Source organism: Cupriavidus sp. SZY C1 (assembly GCF_032190535.1).
GTDB classification, from domain to species: domain Bacteria; phylum Pseudomonadota; class Gammaproteobacteria; order Burkholderiales; family Burkholderiaceae; genus Cupriavidus; species Cupriavidus pauculus_C.
In genome coordinates this window covers 303548-319410 of the sequence record NZ_JAUANU010000006.1, presented here as the reverse complement: position 1 = coordinate 319410, position 15863 = coordinate 303548, and the positions used below count along the sequence as shown (strand labels likewise).

16 protein-coding genes are annotated in these 15863 nt (G+C 68.2%); 6 read left to right on the top strand and 10 right to left on the bottom strand.

All coding sequences use genetic code 11. The features are described from left to right. Positions 1-185: 185 nt before the first annotated feature. Entirely contained in the window at positions 186-1157 is a 972-nt protein-coding gene (locus QTN24_RS12635; RefSeq protein ID WP_124682775.1) for a magnesium and cobalt transport protein CorA, read from the bottom strand. A gap of 239 nt (positions 1158-1396) precedes the next feature. Here QTN24_RS12635 and minC point away from each other — a divergent pair, with 239 nt between their 5' ends. The 4 genes from minC (at position 1397) to QTN24_RS12615 (ending at position 4855) form a co-directional block, all read left to right on the top strand. Beyond that, positions 1397-2215 carry a septum site-determining protein MinC gene (minC, locus tag QTN24_RS12630; RefSeq protein ID WP_313837446.1) on the top strand — a complete coding sequence of 273 codons (819 nt, stop codon included), beginning with the start codon at positions 1397-1399 and terminating at the stop codon, positions 2213-2215. A 52-nt stretch (positions 2216-2267) separates the two neighbouring features. Then, a complete protein-coding gene (gene minD, locus QTN24_RS12625; RefSeq protein WP_124682777.1) occupies positions 2268-3080 on the top strand; it encodes a septum site-determining protein MinD in 813 nt (270 codons plus the stop codon). Between the two features lie 16 nt (positions 3081-3096). After that, positions 3097-3351, top strand: coding sequence for a cell division topological specificity factor MinE (minE, locus tag QTN24_RS12620; protein WP_008645119.1), 255 nt, complete (start codon positions 3097-3099; stop codon positions 3349-3351). Positions 3352-3766: 415 nt separating this feature from the next. Continuing rightward, positions 3767-4855 carry a porin gene (locus tag QTN24_RS12615; RefSeq protein ID WP_124682779.1) on the top strand — a complete coding sequence of 363 codons (1089 nt, stop codon included), beginning with the start codon at positions 3767-3769 and terminating at the stop codon, positions 4853-4855. Between the two features lie 8 nt (positions 4856-4863). Here the strand turns inward: QTN24_RS12615 and QTN24_RS12610 are convergent, their stop codons facing one another. After that, a complete protein-coding gene (locus QTN24_RS12610) occupies positions 4864-5661 on the bottom strand; it encodes a response regulator transcription factor (protein WP_124682780.1) in 798 nt (265 codons plus the stop codon). A gap of 186 nt (positions 5662-5847) precedes the next feature. Between QTN24_RS12610 and QTN24_RS12605 the strand changes: the two genes are divergently transcribed. Next, positions 5848-6573 carry a response regulator transcription factor gene (locus tag QTN24_RS12605; RefSeq protein WP_313837441.1) on the top strand — a complete coding sequence of 242 codons (726 nt, stop codon included), beginning with the start codon at positions 5848-5850 and terminating at the stop codon, positions 6571-6573. Between the two features lie 46 nt (positions 6574-6619). Here QTN24_RS12605 and QTN24_RS12600 read toward each other — a convergent pair whose 3' ends face one another. The 3 genes from QTN24_RS12600 to QTN24_RS12590 all read right to left on the bottom strand — a co-directional run bounded on the left by QTN24_RS12600 (position 6620) and on the right by QTN24_RS12590 (position 9319). Next, a complete protein-coding gene (locus tag QTN24_RS12600) occupies positions 6620-7603 on the bottom strand; it encodes a tripartite tricarboxylate transporter substrate binding protein (RefSeq protein ID WP_313837439.1) in 984 nt (327 codons plus the stop codon). An 84-nt stretch (positions 7604-7687) separates the two neighbouring features. Beyond that, positions 7688-7969: a hypothetical protein gene (locus tag QTN24_RS12595; RefSeq protein WP_313837437.1), complete on the bottom strand. Its 282-nt coding sequence runs from the start codon at positions 7967-7969 to the stop codon at positions 7688-7690. Between the two features lie 135 nt (positions 7970-8104). Next, positions 8105-9319: an MFS transporter gene (locus QTN24_RS12590; protein ID WP_124682784.1), complete on the bottom strand. Its 1215-nt coding sequence runs from the start codon at positions 9317-9319 to the stop codon at positions 8105-8107. 230 nt (positions 9320-9549) lie between these two features. Between QTN24_RS12590 and QTN24_RS12585 the strand changes: the two genes are divergently transcribed. Beyond that, a complete protein-coding gene (locus tag QTN24_RS12585) occupies positions 9550-10368 on the top strand; it encodes an AraC family transcriptional regulator (RefSeq protein WP_124685001.1) in 819 nt (272 codons plus the stop codon). 35 nt (positions 10369-10403) lie between these two features. On the opposite strand, the gene QTN24_RS12580 is transcribed toward QTN24_RS12585, so the two are convergent. From QTN24_RS12580 to QTN24_RS12560, 5 genes are all read right to left on the bottom strand, one after another. Further along, entirely contained in the window at positions 10404-11648 is a 1245-nt protein-coding gene (locus QTN24_RS12580; protein WP_313837436.1) for a M20 aminoacylase family protein, read from the bottom strand. A 210-nt stretch (positions 11649-11858) separates the two neighbouring features. Further along, complete coding sequence (locus QTN24_RS12575) at positions 11859-12707, bottom strand: fumarylacetoacetate hydrolase family protein (RefSeq protein WP_313837435.1); 849 nt, start codon at positions 12705-12707, stop codon at positions 11859-11861. A gap of 103 nt (positions 12708-12810) precedes the next feature. Beyond that, positions 12811-13422, bottom strand: coding sequence for a glutathione peroxidase (locus tag QTN24_RS12570; RefSeq protein ID WP_313837472.1), 612 nt, complete (start codon positions 13420-13422; stop codon positions 12811-12813). Between the two features lie 134 nt (positions 13423-13556). Then, positions 13557-15047, bottom strand: a complete 1491-nt coding sequence (locus QTN24_RS12565) for an MDR family MFS transporter (RefSeq protein WP_313837470.1) — start codon at positions 15045-15047, stop codon at positions 13557-13559. Positions 15048-15376: 329 nt separating this feature from the next. Then, on the bottom strand, positions 15377-15817 hold the full coding sequence (locus tag QTN24_RS12560; RefSeq protein ID WP_124682787.1) for a CBS domain-containing protein: 441 nt from the start codon (positions 15815-15817) through the stop codon (positions 15377-15379). Positions 15818-15863 lie beyond the last annotated feature (46 nt).

Sequence of the window (15863 nt, the reverse complement as noted above, 5' to 3'; positions counted from 1 at the left end):
CCTGTCCTGGGTGGCCGGCGAGCCGCCCGCCGCCGGCGCGACGATGGCCGCCAAGACCCGCTATCGCCAGAGCGATTTCGGCTCAAGATGCGACAGTGGCAGTTTGGACCGCTGGCCCTCACCCCCGGCCCCTCTCCCGCGCGCGGGAGAGGGGAGCAACCCGTCAGCGCCGAATCAAGCCCACCCTACAACCACCCCGCCCGCCTCAGCTTGCTCCACAGCAGCCCGCAGGCCGTGGCGGTGACGCCGATGACCACCGGGTAGGCGTAGTGCCACTTGAGCTCGGGCATGAAGTCGAAGTTCATCCCGTACAACGAAAACACGACGGTGGGAATGGCCAGGATGGCGCCCCAGCCGGCCAGGCGCTTGACCACCTCGTTCTGCCCCACGGTCACCAGCGCCAGGTTGACCTGCACGGCCGTGGTCAGCATCTCGCGCACCACGTCCAGCGAGCGGACGATGCGGCTGCAGTGGTCCTCGATGTCGCGGAAGTAGGCGCGCAGTTCCTTGGGTACCAGGTCCTCGTGCAGGCGGATCAGCTGGCCGCACATGTCCTCCACCGGGTAGACGGCGTTGCGCAGGCGCAGGACCTGGTGCTTGACGTGGTAGAGCCGCTGGATGGCCTCGCGGTCGAATTCGTCGCGGAAGATGCCCTGCTCCAGCTGCTCGAAGGCGTCTTCCAGCCGGGTGACGATGGGCAGGTAGTGGTCCACCACGAAGTCCATCAGCGCATAGAGCACGTAGCCGGGGCCGTTGGCCAGGCCCTGCGGGTCCTGCTCGCAGCGCTCGCGCACCGGCGCGTAGGTGGAGCTGGCCCCGTGCCGCACCGACACCACGTAGTTCGGGCCGACGAACAGGTGGGTCTCGCCGACCACCACTTCCTCGCCCACGAGCTGGGCGGTGTTCAGCACCACGAAGACCGAATCGCCGTAGGTTTCGAGCTTGGGCCGCTGGTGGGCGTCCAGCGCGTCCTCGACGGCCAGGTCGTGCAAGCCGAACGACTGCTGCACGCGGCGCAGCAGCGCCAGGTCCGGCTCGTGCAGGCCCAGCCAGACAAAGGTGCCAGGCTCGGCCAGCACCGGGCCGATGTCCGCGAAATCGACCTTGCCCAGCTTCTTGCCCTGGCGATAGGCCGCGCAGTTGACGATGGCGCCCATGGGTGCTCCGCTTCAAAAGATGCGCCATGCTAGCAAGCGCGCGCCGGGTGCGCGATAGGCGTTGCGCTGACAGCCCGATGCGCCCGGCGCGGCCGCCGGCGGACCGGTGCGCGGCCCGCGCGGCGCACCTGGCGCGGGCATATGGTCCGCATCGTCCACCCCCGGCCGGCGAACCAACATTTGTTACAGTTCCCCCGAAATCCGACGTTAGAATGTCCCATTTCCACGGTCACCCGGCTATGTCCCAGAAGAAATCGCCACGTTTCGAGCTGCGCAGTGGCAATGTCGACGCCCTCCTTCTCGCACTGCAGACCGCGGACATGGACGCGCTGCGGGACGATCTTCTCTCCCGCTTCGAATCGACCCCCGACTTCTTCTCCGACGATGTGGTGGCGCTGGACCTGCGCCGGCTGGACGGCGACGGCGCGCTGGCGCTGGACCGCGTGATCGACACGCTGGCCACGCTGAACGCCCGCGCCATCGGCGTGGTGGCCCGCGCCGACCAGCGCGCCTGGGCCGGCGGCTTCGGCCTGCCGCTGCTGGACAGCCAGAGCCGGCGCGGCGGCCGCGAGGAGCCCGCTGCCCAGCCGGACGCCGCCGCTGCCAGCGAGGCCCCGGCCGATGGCGCCCCGGCCAGCGGCAGCACGCCGGTCAATGGCGCGGCGTCCGAGATTGCCGAGATCATGGCCGCCGCCAACGCGGCGGCCGCCACGCCGCGCGCCATCCCCACCCTGCTGATCGACAAGCCGCTGCGCTCGGGCCAGCAGGTCTACGCGCAGGGCGACGTGGTGATCCTGGACCTGGTGAGCTACGGCGCCGAGGTCATCGCCGAGGGCAACATCCATATCTATGCCCCGCTGCGCGGCCGCGCGCTGGCCGGGGTCAAGGGCAACCCGGACGCGCGCATCTTCTGCACGTGCCTGGAGCCCGAGCTGATTTCCATCGCCGGCATCTACCGGACCGCGGAGCAGACGCTCCCGCCCGACGTGCTCGGCAAGTCGGCCCAGGTGCGCCTGGCCGACGAGAAGCTGATTCTCGAACCGCTGCGGATGAAATGACCGCCGCGCCTGTCAGAACGAACCAGATCCACACATACCGGACCCAAGAGCCATGGCAAAAATCATCGTAGTGACCTCCGGCAAGGGGGGCGTTGGCAAGACCACCACCAGCGCGAGCTTCGCGGCCGGCCTGGCCCTGCGCGGCCACAAGACAGCCGTGATCGACTTCGACGTCGGCCTGCGCAACCTCGACCTGATCATGGGCTGCGAGCGCCGCGTGGTGTACGACCTGATCAACGTGGTGCAGGGCGAAGCGAACCTGAACCAGGCGCTGATCAAGGACAAGAAGTGCGAGAACCTGTTCATCCTGCCGGCCTCGCAGACGCGCGACAAGGAAGCGCTGACCCGCGACGGCGTGGAAAAGGTCATCAACGACCTGAAGGCCATGGATTTCGAGTACATCGTCTGCGATTCTCCGGCCGGCATCGAGACCGGCGCGCTGATGGCCATGTACTTTGCCGACGAGGCGCTGATCGTGACCAACCCCGAAGTGTCGTCGGTGCGCGACTCCGACCGCATCCTCGGCATCCTGGCGTCGAAGACCAAGCGCGCCAGCGAGGGCGATCCGATCAAGGAACATCTGCTCATCACGCGCTATAACCCCAAGCGGGTGCACGGCGGCGAGATGCTGTCGCTGACCGACATCCAGGAAATCCTGCGCATCAAGCTGATTGGCGTGGTGCCGGAATCGGAAGCCGTGCTGCATGCGTCAAACCAGGGCACGCCGGCCATCCACCTCGACGGCACCGACGTGGCCGACGCCTACGGCGACGTGGTGGACCGCTTCCTGGGCAAGGACAAGCCGCTGCGCTTCACGGACTACCAGAAGCCGGGACTGTTCTCGCGCATCTTCGGCAACAAGTAACGGAGGGCTCATCCACATGTCGATCCTGTCCTTCCTGCTGGGGGAGAAGAAGAAGTCCGCGTCGGTCGCCAAGGAGCGGCTGCAGATCATTCTCGCCCACGAGCGGTCCGGCCATTCGGCGCCGGCCGACTACCTGCCGGCCCTGCAGCGCGAGCTGGTGGCCGTCATTTCGAAATACGTGAAGATCAGCGACCAGGATCTGCGCGTGAGCCTGGAGCGCCAGGACAACCTGGAAGTGCTCGAGGTCAAGATCGAGATTCCGCAGGCCTGAGCCTGCGCTGCCGTGCCCCGGTCATCGCGCGCCGTTGACCGCCCCCTGATCCCGTTCGAGGGATAACCCTGCCCCACGTTCGTTGGGGTTTTTGCACCGCAGCAACCGCCCCGCGTGGCGGTTGCCACGCGTGCCGGCGTACGCCGCCATCCCCGCCCTCTTCTGGCCTGTTCCCGCCGATGCACCGCCGTGGCGCGTGCTGCCATGCACCATTTCGTCAGCCCTCAGGCATTGTGTAGCGGCAAACCAACGAATTTGCACCAAATGTCTTCTCGAAGCCTGCCTCGGCTTCGGATTTATGTCGGAACTATCCGCGTTTTGTTAAATTTTCGCGGCGTTTAGTGCAAACGTTATCCACAAAGCTGGACGCGCCGTGATCCGGGGCGATCCAACCACAAGACAGAAAAGGAGCACCATGAAGAAATCGCTACTGACCCTCGCCATTGGCTCGCTGTGCTGCGGCAGCGCCTTCGCCCAGACGTCGGTCACGCTGTACGGGATTGCCGACGTCAGCGTCCGCTGGACCAACCACGCCAACGCCGCCGGCAACAGCCAGGTTCAGATGACGGACGGCGCCGTGACGCAAAGCCGTTGGGGCCTGAAGGGTTCGGAGGCCCTGGGCAACAACCTGAAGGCCATCTTCCAGCTGGAAGGCGGCTACAGCCTGGACAACGGCACGATGAACTCGTCGGGCCAGATCTTCAACCGTCAGGCATACGTCGGCCTGGCCGGTGACTTCGGCGCCATCAAGCTGGGCCGCCAGTACACCGAGGGCTTCAACCTGTTCGGCGACTTCGACCCGCTGACCATCGGCAACTACACCGCCAACGCCTGGCCGTTCTTCCTGACGCAGTTCCGTCAGAACAACGTCGTCAGCTACTCGGGTTCGTTCGCGGGCCTGAACGTCGGCGCCAGCTACGGCTTCGGCGAGCAGCCGGGCAGCCAGACGAAGAACCAGTACTGGGGCACCCGTGCCGCGTACGACATCGGACCGTTCGGCATCGGCGCCGTGTACCAGGAAATCAAGGACATCAACAGCAACAAGCAGCAGATGTGGGGCGTGGCCGGCAAGTACGGCATCGGCCCGGCCAAGCTGTTCCTGGGCTACGTTGGTGGCCGCGACAGCACCGGCGTGATCGACAACAGCTTCCTGAACCAGGCTGCCATCGTGTCGACCCCGGCTGCCCGCACGGCCATCGCCGCCGGCGCTGCCAGCAACCCGCGCAAGGACACGCTGGGCTACGTGGGCGTGACGTACAACGTCACCCCGGCCCTGGCCGTGACCGGCGTGTTCTATGCCGATCGCGTCGAGAACAAGAACGGCGTCAGCGGCAACGACGGCAACCGCTACACCGGCGTGCTGCTGGCCGAGTACTCGCTGTCCAAGCGCACCCAGGTCTACGGCACGGTCGACTACAACAAGCTGACCAAGGGCGTGGCGACCGAACTGCCGGGCAACGGCACCCAGATGGGCGTGGCCGCAGGTATCCGCCACATCTTCTGATCGCCGCTTCATCGGCTGTTTGGGGAAAGGCACCTTCGGGTGCCTTTTTTTCTTGGCGCGGGCGCCGGCGCGGCCGGAATGCCGGCGGCGGGCCGCTGGTCCTCCAGCAGTTCCAGCCGGTAGCCGTGGGTGTAGACCGGCACCACGCGCACGCCGTTCTCGTCCCACAGGCCAAGCTTGTTGCGCACGCGCGAGATGTGGGTGTCGATGGTGCGCGACATCGGCGAGAACTCGCGGCCCCAGACCGCCGTCACCATGTGCTCGCGCGGCACCACCCGGTTGGCGTTGCGGAACATCAGCAGCGCGAGGTCGAATTCCTTGGGCGTCAGCGGCACCGTCACGCCGTTGCGGGCGGTCTGACGCGTGACGAGGTCGAACGTGTAGCGGCCCCAGCCCAGCCGGTCGTCGTCGCGCTGGCGCGTGTCCGGGTAGACCCGCCGCAGCAGCGCGTGGATGCGGGCGGACAGCTCCACGGCGCGGATCGGCTTGGCCATGTAGTCGTCCGCGCCGGCCGCCAGCGCCGCCGCGATCTCGGCCTCGCCGTTGCGCCGGGCCACGAACATCACGGGCAGGCGCGGGTCCAGGTGGGCGCGCGCCCAGTTGTGGACCTCCAGCCCGCTCACGTGCGGCGCGTCCCATTCCAGCAGCAGCAGGTCGAAGGCCACCTTGCGCAAGGTCAGCAGCATCCGCCGGCCATCGGCAAAGGTCACGCATTCGTGCCCGGCGCCGGTGACAACGGCGCGGATCATGGCCGCCTGCGCGGCGTCGCTCTCCAGCGAGGCGACCCTGAGTCCTGTTCTTGTCATGCATCGTCGCGCCGTGCCGGGCGCGCAGGTAATGTGTCCAGCGCTCATTAGATGCCGAGACGCGCACAAACCCTATAAGACGATGCTCAAAATTAGATCCGCCACAAATGTTTACTTCGTCCGCAACGGGGCGCGGCCTACCATGGGCCGCACCCGAAGACTGAGCAAGGAACGGAAGGAACGACCGTGAAGATCGCCGCGCTTGAAGACAATCCGGCCCGCATCCTGGTGCTGCAGCGCGCCCTGGAACGGGGCGGGCACTACCTGACGCGCTTTCGCGGCGCGCCGCCGCTGGTGTCCGCCATCCGCCGCCAGCCGTTCGACATGCTGCTGCTGGACCGCGACGTGGCCGACGTCGATGCCGAGGCGTTGCTGGACTGGGTCCGACGCACGCTCGGACATGGCCTGCCGGTGATGATGCTGGGCGCCAGCGACGCCGAGGCCGACATCGCGCGCTGCCTGATGGCCGGCGCCGACGCCTACGTGCCGCAGCCGGTGCGCGACGGCGAGCTGCTGGCCCGCATCGAGGCGCTGGCCCGTCGCGCGGCCGCCGCGCCGATGCGGCCCGTGCCGGCGCCGGCCGCCGCCGCGCTGGACAACGTGCCGGACCAGATCGTCTGCGGCGAATACCGCTTCTCGGTGCCCGAGCGGCAGGTGTGGGTCAAGGGCGCGCCGGTGACGCTGTCGCCCAAGGAGTATGCATTGGCGCTTTTACTATTCCGCAACATCGGCACGCTGATCTCGCGCCGCACGATGATCGACAAGGTCTGGCACGGCGCGCCGATGCGCGAGCAGGCGCGCACCATCGACAGCCACCTGTCGCGCGTGCGCACCAAGCTGTCGCTCTGGCCGTTCAACGGGGTGATGCTGCGCACGGTCTACCGGCTGGGCAGCCGGCTGGACGTGGCCTGAGCCACGCCGGCCGTGCGGGCGGCCGGGCGGTCAGTCGGTCAGGGGGTCAGTCGGCCTTGATGCCGGCTTCCTTGACGATGCGGGCGTTTTCCTGCGATTCGGCGCGGATGGCCGCGGCGAACTGCCTGGCCGAGCCGCCGGTGGGCACTTCGCCGCCGCGCATCAGGCGGTCGCGCACCTCGGGCTCGGCCAGCGCCTTGTTCAGCTCGGCGTTGAGCCGGTCGACGATGGCGGCCGGCGTCTTGCCGGGCGCGAAGACGCCGAACGTCGACGTCAGGTTGGCCTTCGGGTAGCCGAGTTCGTCGAACGTCGGCACGTTGGGCAGGCCGTCCAGCCGCTTGGGCGCGCCCACGGCGATGGCGCGCAGCCGGCCGGCCTGCATGTGCTGGGTCAGCATCGGGCTGGCGTTGGTGCTCATGGCCTCGAACTGGCCGCCCAGCGCGTCGTTGAGCTGCTGGCCGGCGCCCTTGTACGGAATCAGCGTGATGTCGGCCTGCGACTTGGCGCGAATCTGCTCCAGCATCACGTGGCCGACCGTGCCCAGGCCCGACGTGGCCCAGCGCACCGAGCCCGGCTTGGCCTTCGACTGGGCGATCAGGTCCTGGAACGTTTTGCCCGTGAAGCTGGGCGTGGCCACCACCAGCACCGGCGAATACATGACGCTCATCACGGGCGCCACATCGCGCTGGGGGTCGTAGTTGACGTGGCCGACGTGGGGGTTGAGCGTGAGCGGGCTGGTCGACGCGAAGCCGAGCGTGTAGCCGTCCGGCGCGGCCTTGGCCACGGCGTCGATGCCGATGCTGCCGCCGGCGCCGGCCTTGTTCTCCACCACGACCGAGGTGCCCATCTGGGCCGACAGCTTCTCGCCCAGCGCGCGCGCCACGGCATCGCTGATGCCGCCCGTGGGATAGGCCACGATCATGCGGATCGGCCGGCTGGGGTAGTTGTCGGCGGCGAACGCGGGGGCGGTGGAAATCAGTGCGACGGCCACGCAGGCGGCGCGCAGCGGCAGGAGGCGGAAATCGGCCATGGTCGGGCTTCGAATGGGGATGAACGGGGGAGAGACGCGCGCTATCTTAGCCGATCGGCCTCTGCGGCCGGCCGCCGCGCGCGGCTATCGCACCAGCGGATGCTCGGGCACCCAGGAGACGAACAGCTCGTTGGCGCGGTCGTAGAGCCGCCACGCGGTGCCGCACTCGCGGCAGGTGAACGCCATCATGCTGAACGGCACCCCGGCCGCGCTCTGGCTGACCAGCGGCGCCGTGTTGCGCAGCGCCAGGCACGCATGCGGCTCGCGCCGGCGCGGATCGTCGGCCAGGGCCAGGCAGTGGGCGCAGGCGCGACGGGCGGGCACGGGGGGTGTGGCGGCGGAGGACGGGGGCACGGCGGACTTCATGACCGAGATGATGCCGCAAAACCGATGCCAGGGTACGCGCCGTGGCCGCCGCTGTGGTTTCCGCGCTGGTTTCCGCGCTGGTTTCTCCCCCCCCGCGATGCGGACGGAGGGTAGCCAGCCATCGGCGCTGCCCCGTCAGGCAGCCTTGGCCCGCTCCCGCAGGTCTGGCAGGAATACCGCCAGCAGGCCCAGCAGCGGCAGGAAGGCGCAGAACTGGTAGACGGCCTCGATACCGTGCACGTCGGCCAGCTTGCCCAGCACCGCGGCACCGATGCCGCCCATGCCGAACGCAAAGCCGAAGAACAGGCCGGAGACCATGCCCACCTTGCCCGGGATCAGCTCCTGCGCAAAGACCAGGATGGCCGAGAACGCCGACGCCAGGATGAAGCCGATGATCACGGTCAGCACGGCCGTCCAGAACAGGTTGGCGTGCGGCAGCATCAGCGTGAACGGCGCCACGCCCAGGATCGACGCCCAGATCACGCGCTTGCGGCCGATGCGGTCGCCAATCGGGCCGCCCAGGATGGTGCCGGCCGCCACCGCGAACAGGAACAGGAACAGGTAGACCTGCGAGGTCTGGCGCTGGAGCCCGAACTTCTCCATCAGGTAGAACGTGTAGTACGTGTTCAGGCTGGCCATGTAGAAGTACTTGGAGAAGATCAGCAGCAGCAGCACCGTGATGGCGCGCACCACCGTGGACGTGGGCAGGCGGCTCGCCGCCACGCCGGCCGTCTTCTTCCTGGCGGCGCGCTCGGCCAGGTGCCGGCCGTACCAGCCGCCAATCTGCCACAGCACGGCGATGGCCAGCAGCGCGGCCAGCGAGAACCACGCCACGCTGCCCTGCGTATGGACGATCCACGCTGCCAGCAGCGGCCCCATGGCGCTGCCGCCGTTGCCGCCCACCTGGAAGATCGACTGCGCCAGCCCGTGCTGACCGCCGGACGCCAGCCGCGCCACGCGCGACGATTCCGGGTGGAAGATCGACGATCCCGTCCCGACCAGCGCGGCGGCCACCAGCAGCACGCCATAGGTGGGCGCCACCGACAGCAGCAGCAGCCCGGCCAGCGTGAAGCCCATGCCGATGGCCAGCGAATGGGGTTTCGGATGCTTGTCCGTGTACAGGCCGACGATGGGCTGCAGCAGCGAGGCGGTGATCTGGTACGTCAGCGTCAGCAGGCCGATCTGCGTGAAGCTGAGGTTGAAGCCGCCCTTGAGCATCGGATAGATGGCCAGGATCAGCGACTGGATCATGTCGTTGAGGAAGTGCGCGAAGCTGATCGCGTACAGCACGCGGAAGCGCGTGCCTTCCTCGCGTTGCGCCGGGGTGGCGGATTGGACGGTTGTGCTCATGGTCGGGGGGCGCATTGGCCGAGGGCTCTTCGGAATTCCGTCCCGGCGGGCTCGTACGGCCTTCTGGACGTTCGGTGATGCTAATTGGCAAATCGGCGCCTGTCCTGCGAGAATGAGGCCGCAACCTTGGAGAAAAGGACATGCCCGGTGCCCAGCGCCCTCCTCCCGGCCGCACGGCCGGCCGCCCGACGGTGCCGTGGGTGGATCACGACACGCCCGGCAGCAAACCCCTGCCCGCCGACGCCCCGACCGACCCCGCCATGGCGGGCCGCGCCGACACCTACGCCGACCATCCCGCATACCTGCGCTACGACCGCAGCCCGATGCCGGTCACGGCCATGGCGGCCGACTACGTGCCCGGCCACGTCACCAAGCCGCACCAGCATCCCCACGCCCAACTGATCCATGCGATGCATGGCGTGATGGTCGTCTCCACGGCCGAAGGCCAGTGGACCGTGCCGCCCACGCGCGGCATGTGGATGCCCGGCGGCACCGTGCACTGGATCCGCATGGTCGGCCGCGTGCAGATGCGCACGGCCTATATCCGGCCCGATGCGGCGCCGGACCTGCCCACCGGCTGCACCGTGCTTGGCATCTCGCCGCTGCTGCGCGAGCTGATCCTGGCCGCCATCGACATCCCGCCGCACTACGACGCCGACTCGCGCGACGGCCGGCTGATGCGGCTGCTGCTGGATGAGGTGAAGCTGGTGCCCACGCTGCCGCTGCACCTGCCCCGCCCGGCCGACGCCGCCCTGCGCAGCATCTGCGACCAGATCGTCGACACGCCGGACAGCGCGCTGACGCTGGCCGACTGGGGCGCGCGGCTGGGCGTGGACCCGAAGACGATCCAGCGGCGCTTTGCCAGGGAAACGGGGATGACCTTCGGCCAGTGGCGCCAGCAGGCGCGGCTGCTGGCCGCGCTGGAACGGCTGGCGGCCGGCGACAAGGTGCTGGATGTGGCGCTGGAGATGGGCTACGACAGCCCCAGCGCGTTTGCGACGATGTTCCGGCGGCAGTTTGGCGTGCCGCCGAGCGCGTTCTTCCGCTAGGCCGGCCGGGTCGGCTCGGTCGGCTCGGTCGGCGCTCAGTCGGCCAGGTACCGCTCGACCAGGCGCGTCCAGTACGCGGCGCCGACGGTCAGGTTGTCGTCGTTGAAGTCGTAGCCTGCGTTGTGCAGCAACGGCTGGTTGGCGCCGTTGCCCATCCGCACGAAGCAGCCGGGCCGCTGCTGCAGGAAGTACGCAAAGTCCTCGCTGCCGGCGATGCGGTGGAAATTGCCGATGGCGCGCTCGGGGCCCACCAGTTCCTCGGCCACCTGCCGGGCGAACTCGGTCTCGGCCTCGCTGTTGACCAGCACCGGATAGCCACGCACGTAGTCGATCTCGGCCGTGGCGCCGTACCCTTCGGCGTGCGACGTCACCAGTTGGCGGATGCGCGCCTCCATCGACGCCCGCACCTCGGCGCTGAACGACCGCACGCTCACTTCCATGCGCGCGCTGTCCGGAATCACGTTCGGGGCATGGCCCGCGTGCAGCGTGCCGATGGTGACCACGGCCGTCTCGTTGGGGTCCACGTTGCGCGCCACGATGGACTGCAGCGCCATCACCAGGCTGCCGGCCACGAGGATCGGGTCGATCGACTGGTGCGGCCGCGCGGCATGGCCGCCCTTGCCCTTGATCGTGATGGCGACGGTGTCGCAGGCGGCCATGAACGGGCCGCTGCGGAACATGAAGGTACCGGCTTCGACACCCGGATGGTTATGCAGGCCGAAGATGGCGTCGCACGGAAAGCGTTCGAACAGGCCGTCGGCCAGCATCCGCTCGGCGCCGCCGCCGGCGCCGATTTCCTCGGCCGGCTGGAAGATCAGGTGGACGGTGCCGTTGAAATGCCGCGTGCGGGCCAGCTGGCGCGCCGCGCCCAGCAGCACCGCGGTGTGGCCGTCGTGGCCGCAGGCGTGCATCTTGCCTTCGTTGACGCTGGCGTACGGCAGGCCGGAGCGTTCGTGGATCGGCAGCGCGTCCATGTCGGCGCGGATGCCGACACTGCGTTTGCCGCTGCCGGACCGCAGGGTCGCCACCACGCCGGTGCCGCCCACCCCGCGCGTCACCGTGAAGCCCCACCCTTCCAGCTTGCTGGCGACAAGCTCGGCGGTACGGACTTCGTTGAACGCAAGTTCGGGATGCTGGTGGATGCTGCGGCGGATGTCCTGCAGTTCGTCACGCGAGTCGAGCGTGTCGTGAACGGTGCAGTAGGAGCGCGTGGGGGCGTCCTTGGCGAGGCTGACCGATACGTTCAGTATCGATTCGATTTCGGGGGCGTGTTCAGACATGGCATTGCTCTTATCTGGCAGACATGTATGAACAGTATTTCACGCAGGGTCCAGAGGGAAAACCCCGAATGCGTATTTCGTGCGAAAGCGCCCCATATGGGCCCAAAACCGTTGCCCTAATCGTACGCTTTGTTTGCAAACGCGACGCTTTGCAAGACGATGTTTCAGCGGGGAACCCCGTGGGGCCCCGCATTTTTCACATCGCAGAATCTAGCGTTCGCCGTAGGCCACCACGGCCTGCGACTGCTCGCACAGGCCCTCGATGCCCAGGCGCATGACATCGCCGGCCTTCAGGTAGCGCGGCGGCTTGAACCCCATGCCCACGCCGGGCGGCGTGCCGGTGGCGATCAGGTCGCCGGGTTCCAGCGTCATGAAGCGGCTGACATAGCTGACGATGGTGGCCACGTCGAACACCATCGTGGCCGTGCTGCCCTTCTGCATGCGCTCGCCATTGACGTCGAGCCACATGCCCAGCTGCTGCGCGTCGGGCACCTCGTCGCGCGTCACCAGCCACGGGCCGACCGGGCAGAACGTGTCGCAGCCCTTGCCCTTGTCCCACGTGCCGCCGCGCTCAAGCTGGAATTCGCGTTCCGACACGTCGTTGACCACGCAGTAGCCGGCCACGTGTTCCAGCGCCTGGGCCTTCGACACATTGCGCGCCGTCGTGCCGATCACCACGCCCAGTTCCACCTCCCAGTCCGACTTCTGCGATTCGAACGGCAGCATCACCGCGTCGTTGGGCCCGTTCAGCGACGTATTGGCCTTCAGGAACACGATGGGCTCGGCCGGCAGCGGCATGCCCGCCTCGGCCGCATGGTCGGCGTAGTTCAGGCCGATGGCGATGATCTTGCCGATGCCGGTCCAGGGCACGCCGTGGCGCTCGCCGTCCAACACCGGCAGCGTGGCCGGGTCGATGGCGGCCAGCCTGGCCAGCGCCGCCGGCGCCAGTTCGGCGGGGCCGATATTGCCGATCACGCCGGACAGGTCGCGCACGCGGCCGTCACGGTCTACCAGGCCCGGGCGCTCGGCGCCGGGCTTTCCTACGCGGACAAGTTTCATGGTGTCTCCTCGGATAAACGTCAGCGCCGCGAGCTTGTCTGCCAGCGCGCGGCGTTGCCCGGCGCGGTTTCGGCGCGGGCCCAGCGGGTAATCAGGGGGCGGTTCAGCGCGTACCCAGCAGCGCCTCGATCTTCGCCACGAGCTGCTTGTCGTCGGGCTTGACCATGCTGTTGTAGCTGCCGACGACCTGGCCCTTGCGGTCGATCAGGTACTTGTAGAAGTTCCATTTCGGCGCGGTACCGGTTTCCTTGGCCAGCATGATGTACATCGGATTGGCCTCGTCGCCGCGCACGTGGGACTTGCCCAGCATCGGAAACTTGACGCCGTAGGTGTTGTAGCAGAAGTCGGAGATTTCCTTGGCCGAGCCGGGCTCCTGCGAGAAATCGTTCGACGGGAAGCCCAGCACCACCAGCCCGCGGTCGCGGTACTTGGCGTAAAGCTGCTCCAGCCCCTCGTACTGCGGCGTGAAACCGCAGTAGCTGGCCGTGTTGACGACCAGCACGACCTTGCCGGCGTACTGGCACAGGTTCTGCGGCGCCTCGTCCTGCAGGCGCGGAAAGCGGAAGTTCAACGCGGCGGGGCAGCTACCGGCCGCCTGCGCCGCCACCGGCGACGCGGACTTGTCGGCGGCACGGGCCGGCGGCGGCAGCAGCGCGGCCACGGCGGCCAGCCCCAGGGCGCCCAGCAGCGCGGCACGCTGGCGCGCGGGCTGCATCCGATCCCTGTTCACTGCGGCGGCCGGGGTGGATTGGCGAGACATGGATTCAGGCTCCGATTTTCCGTTGGGTGGCAGGCAAGTCTACGCCTCCGGCCCTGCCGCGTCATGACGCGGGGCCGCAGCGCGGTGCTTCAATCCATATGGATCTTGGCCGCGTGCTCGGTCACGCTGCTGCGCAGTTCCAGGTCCGGCATGCGGCGGACGATCACGAGCGCCACGATGGCGGCCACGGCGCCGGCCGCGAAGATCAGGTGGAAGCCGGACTCGACGCCGCCGGCCAGCACCTGGTGCACGGCCGGCGACAGGTGGGCCATCGCCTCGCTGCCATGGCGCAGCGAGCCAAGGTCGAGCGGCTGGGTCACGCCCGAGCGCGCCAGCGCATCGCGGAATTCCATGGCCAGCAGCGTACCGGCCAGCGCGCCGCCAAGCGCGCTGCCCAGCGACCGGATCACCAGCAGGGCGCCCGTGCCGGCGCCCATGTCGCGGCGCTCCAGCGCGTTCTGGACGGTGATCAGCGTGCCGACCATCGCCATGCCCAGCCCGATGCCGGCAATCGTCATCGCCAGCAGCACCAGCGCGGTGGGCACCGCGGCGGTCACCGTCGCCAGCGACACCAGCCCGACCGACGCCGCCACGTAGCCACCCGTCAGGATCTCGCGCATGCGGCCCAGGCGCGGGGCCAGCCAGGCGACCACGAAGTTGCCGGCCACCGTGGACAGCAGGAACGGCACCACGAGCAGGCCCGACATCGACGCATCGGCATCGCGCACGAGCTGGAAATGCAGCGGCAGGGCGAAGATGCACAGGAAGATGTTCAGCGCGGCCAGCGCCGACGCGCCCACGCCCATCACGTACGCCCGGTTGGCAAACAGGCGCGGCGGCAGCATCGGATCGGGCGCGCGACGTTCCTGCCAGGCGAGCAGCGCCACGGCCACCACGGTCACCAGCAGCAGGGCGGCCATTTCCAGCGAGATCCAGTCGAAGGCTTCGCCGGCCCAGCTCATCGCCAGCAGGAAGGCGACGATGGCCACCGCCAGCAGGCTGGCGCCCAGCAAGTCCACCTGAGCGCGGCCGCCGCGCGGGCGCAGATTGGCCAGCCCGCGATAGCACATCGCCATCGCCAACAGGCCCAGCGGCACGTTGATCCAGAACAGCCAGCGCCACGACATGTGGTCTGACACCCAGCCGCCGACCAGCGGCCCGGCAATCGACGAAACGGCCCATACCGTGGCCAGGTAGCCCTGGTAGCGGCCGCGCTGGCGGGGCGCCACCACATCGGCAATGGCCGCCTGCGCCAGCGACATCAGCCCGCCGCCGCCCACGCCCTGCAGCGCGCGGAACAGAATCAGTTGCGTCAGGCTCTGCGCCAGCGCGCAGGCCACGGACGCGGCGATGAACAGCGTGATCGCCAGCATCAGCAGGCGGCGGCGCCCGAAACTGTCGGACAGCTTGCCGTACAGCGGTGTGGTCACCGTCGACACGATCAGGTAGGCCGTGACGATCCACGACAGGTGGCTGAAGCCGTTCAGGTCGTTGGCGATGGCCGGCACGGCCGGTATCACGACGGTCTGGTCGAGCGCGGCCAGCAGGATGCAGAGCACGATGCCGCCGATCACGCGCATGATCGCGGCGTGGTCGTGGACGGGCGCGGCGGCGTCCAGGGCGGCTGACTGGGAAGAAGAGGGCGGAGACATGCGGTGGCGAGGGAGGGGGCTGGCGGACCCGCCGGCTGGCGCCGGCTCGGACGATCCGGCCGCGTGACATCGACGCAGCCTTATTCAGCAACCGCATAATTATATGCATGCTCAGCATTTGGCGCTGAGGATGTATCTGCCGCCTGGGGCGGCTCACCGCGTACGCGTGCCGTGCCCGTCACGCACCATGCGCGGCGGGCACGGCTTCCGATCTTGGGTAGGACTGGGGTGAGACGATGGGAAACAGGCGGGCGCCGTCAGCGCGCGCCGCCGGTGATGTAGTGTTCGAGTTGCTCGATGGTGAAGCGCTGCTCGCTGATGATGTCGTTCACGAGGTCACCGATCGACAGCATGCCGAGCAGCGAATCGCTGTCCATCACCGGCAGGTGGCGCAGGCGGTGGCGGGTCATCAGCGCCATGCAGTCGTCGGTCGTCTGGTCGGCGCGCACGTAGATCACGGCCGTGGTCATGATCTCCTTGACCAGCGTTTCGCGCGACGTACGTTGCATCAGAATCACTTTTCGCGCGTAATCGCGCTCGCTCAGGATGCCGACGATCTTGTCGTGCTCCATCACCAGCAGCGCCCCGATGCCCTTTTCGGCCATCAACTGCAGCGCCGCGTACACCGTCGCCGAGGGCGGGATGCTGTAGATGGCGTGGCTTGCCTTGTTTTCCAGAACCTGCCGTGCGGTCTTCATGTCACCGACTCCTTGTTGCCGTTTTGGAAACAGTTGCTGGCTGGCG

Excerpts from the sequence above, each read along its gene's own strand:
- QTN24_RS12560 (WP_124682787.1), bottom strand. The coding sequence starts at position 15,817 with ATGAAGACCGCACGGCAGGTTCTGGAAAACAAGGCAAGCCACGCCATC.
- QTN24_RS12635 (WP_124682775.1), bottom strand. The coding sequence starts at position 1,157 with ATGGGCGCCATCGTCAACTGCGCGGCCTATCGCCAGGGCAAGAAGCTG.
- QTN24_RS12610 (WP_124682780.1), bottom strand. The coding sequence starts at position 5,661 with ATGACAAGAACAGGACTCAGGGTCGCCTCGCTGGAGAGCGACGCCGCG.
- minE (WP_008645119.1), top strand. The coding sequence starts at position 3,097 with ATGTCGATCCTGTCCTTCCTGCTGGGGGAGAAGAAGAAGTCCGCGTCG.
- QTN24_RS12595 (WP_313837437.1), bottom strand. The coding sequence starts at position 7,969 with ATGAAGTCCGCCGTGCCCCCGTCCTCCGCCGCCACACCCCCCGTGCCC.
- QTN24_RS12565 (WP_313837470.1), bottom strand. The coding sequence starts at position 15,047 with ATGCGCGTGATCGGCGGCATCGTGCTCTGCATCCTGCTGGCCGCGCTC.
- QTN24_RS12600 (WP_313837439.1), bottom strand. The coding sequence starts at position 7,603 with ATGGCCGATTTCCGCCTCCTGCCGCTGCGCGCCGCCTGCGTGGCCGTC.
- QTN24_RS12615 (WP_124682779.1), top strand. The coding sequence starts at position 3,767 with ATGAAGAAATCGCTACTGACCCTCGCCATTGGCTCGCTGTGCTGCGGC.
- QTN24_RS12580 (WP_313837436.1), bottom strand. The coding sequence starts at position 11,648 with ATGTCTGAACACGCCCCCGAAATCGAATCGATACTGAACGTATCGGTC.
- QTN24_RS12575 (WP_313837435.1), bottom strand. The coding sequence starts at position 12,707 with ATGAAACTTGTCCGCGTAGGAAAGCCCGGCGCCGAGCGCCCGGGCCTG.
- QTN24_RS12590 (WP_124682784.1), bottom strand. The coding sequence starts at position 9,319 with ATGAGCACAACCGTCCAATCCGCCACCCCGGCGCAACGCGAGGAAGGC.
- minC (WP_313837446.1), top strand. The coding sequence starts at position 1,397 with ATGTCCCAGAAGAAATCGCCACGTTTCGAGCTGCGCAGTGGCAATGTC.
- minD (WP_124682777.1), top strand. The coding sequence starts at position 2,268 with ATGGCAAAAATCATCGTAGTGACCTCCGGCAAGGGGGGCGTTGGCAAG.
- QTN24_RS12570 (WP_313837472.1), bottom strand. The coding sequence starts at position 13,422 with ATGCAGCCCGCGCGCCAGCGTGCCGCGCTGCTGGGCGCCCTGGGGCTG.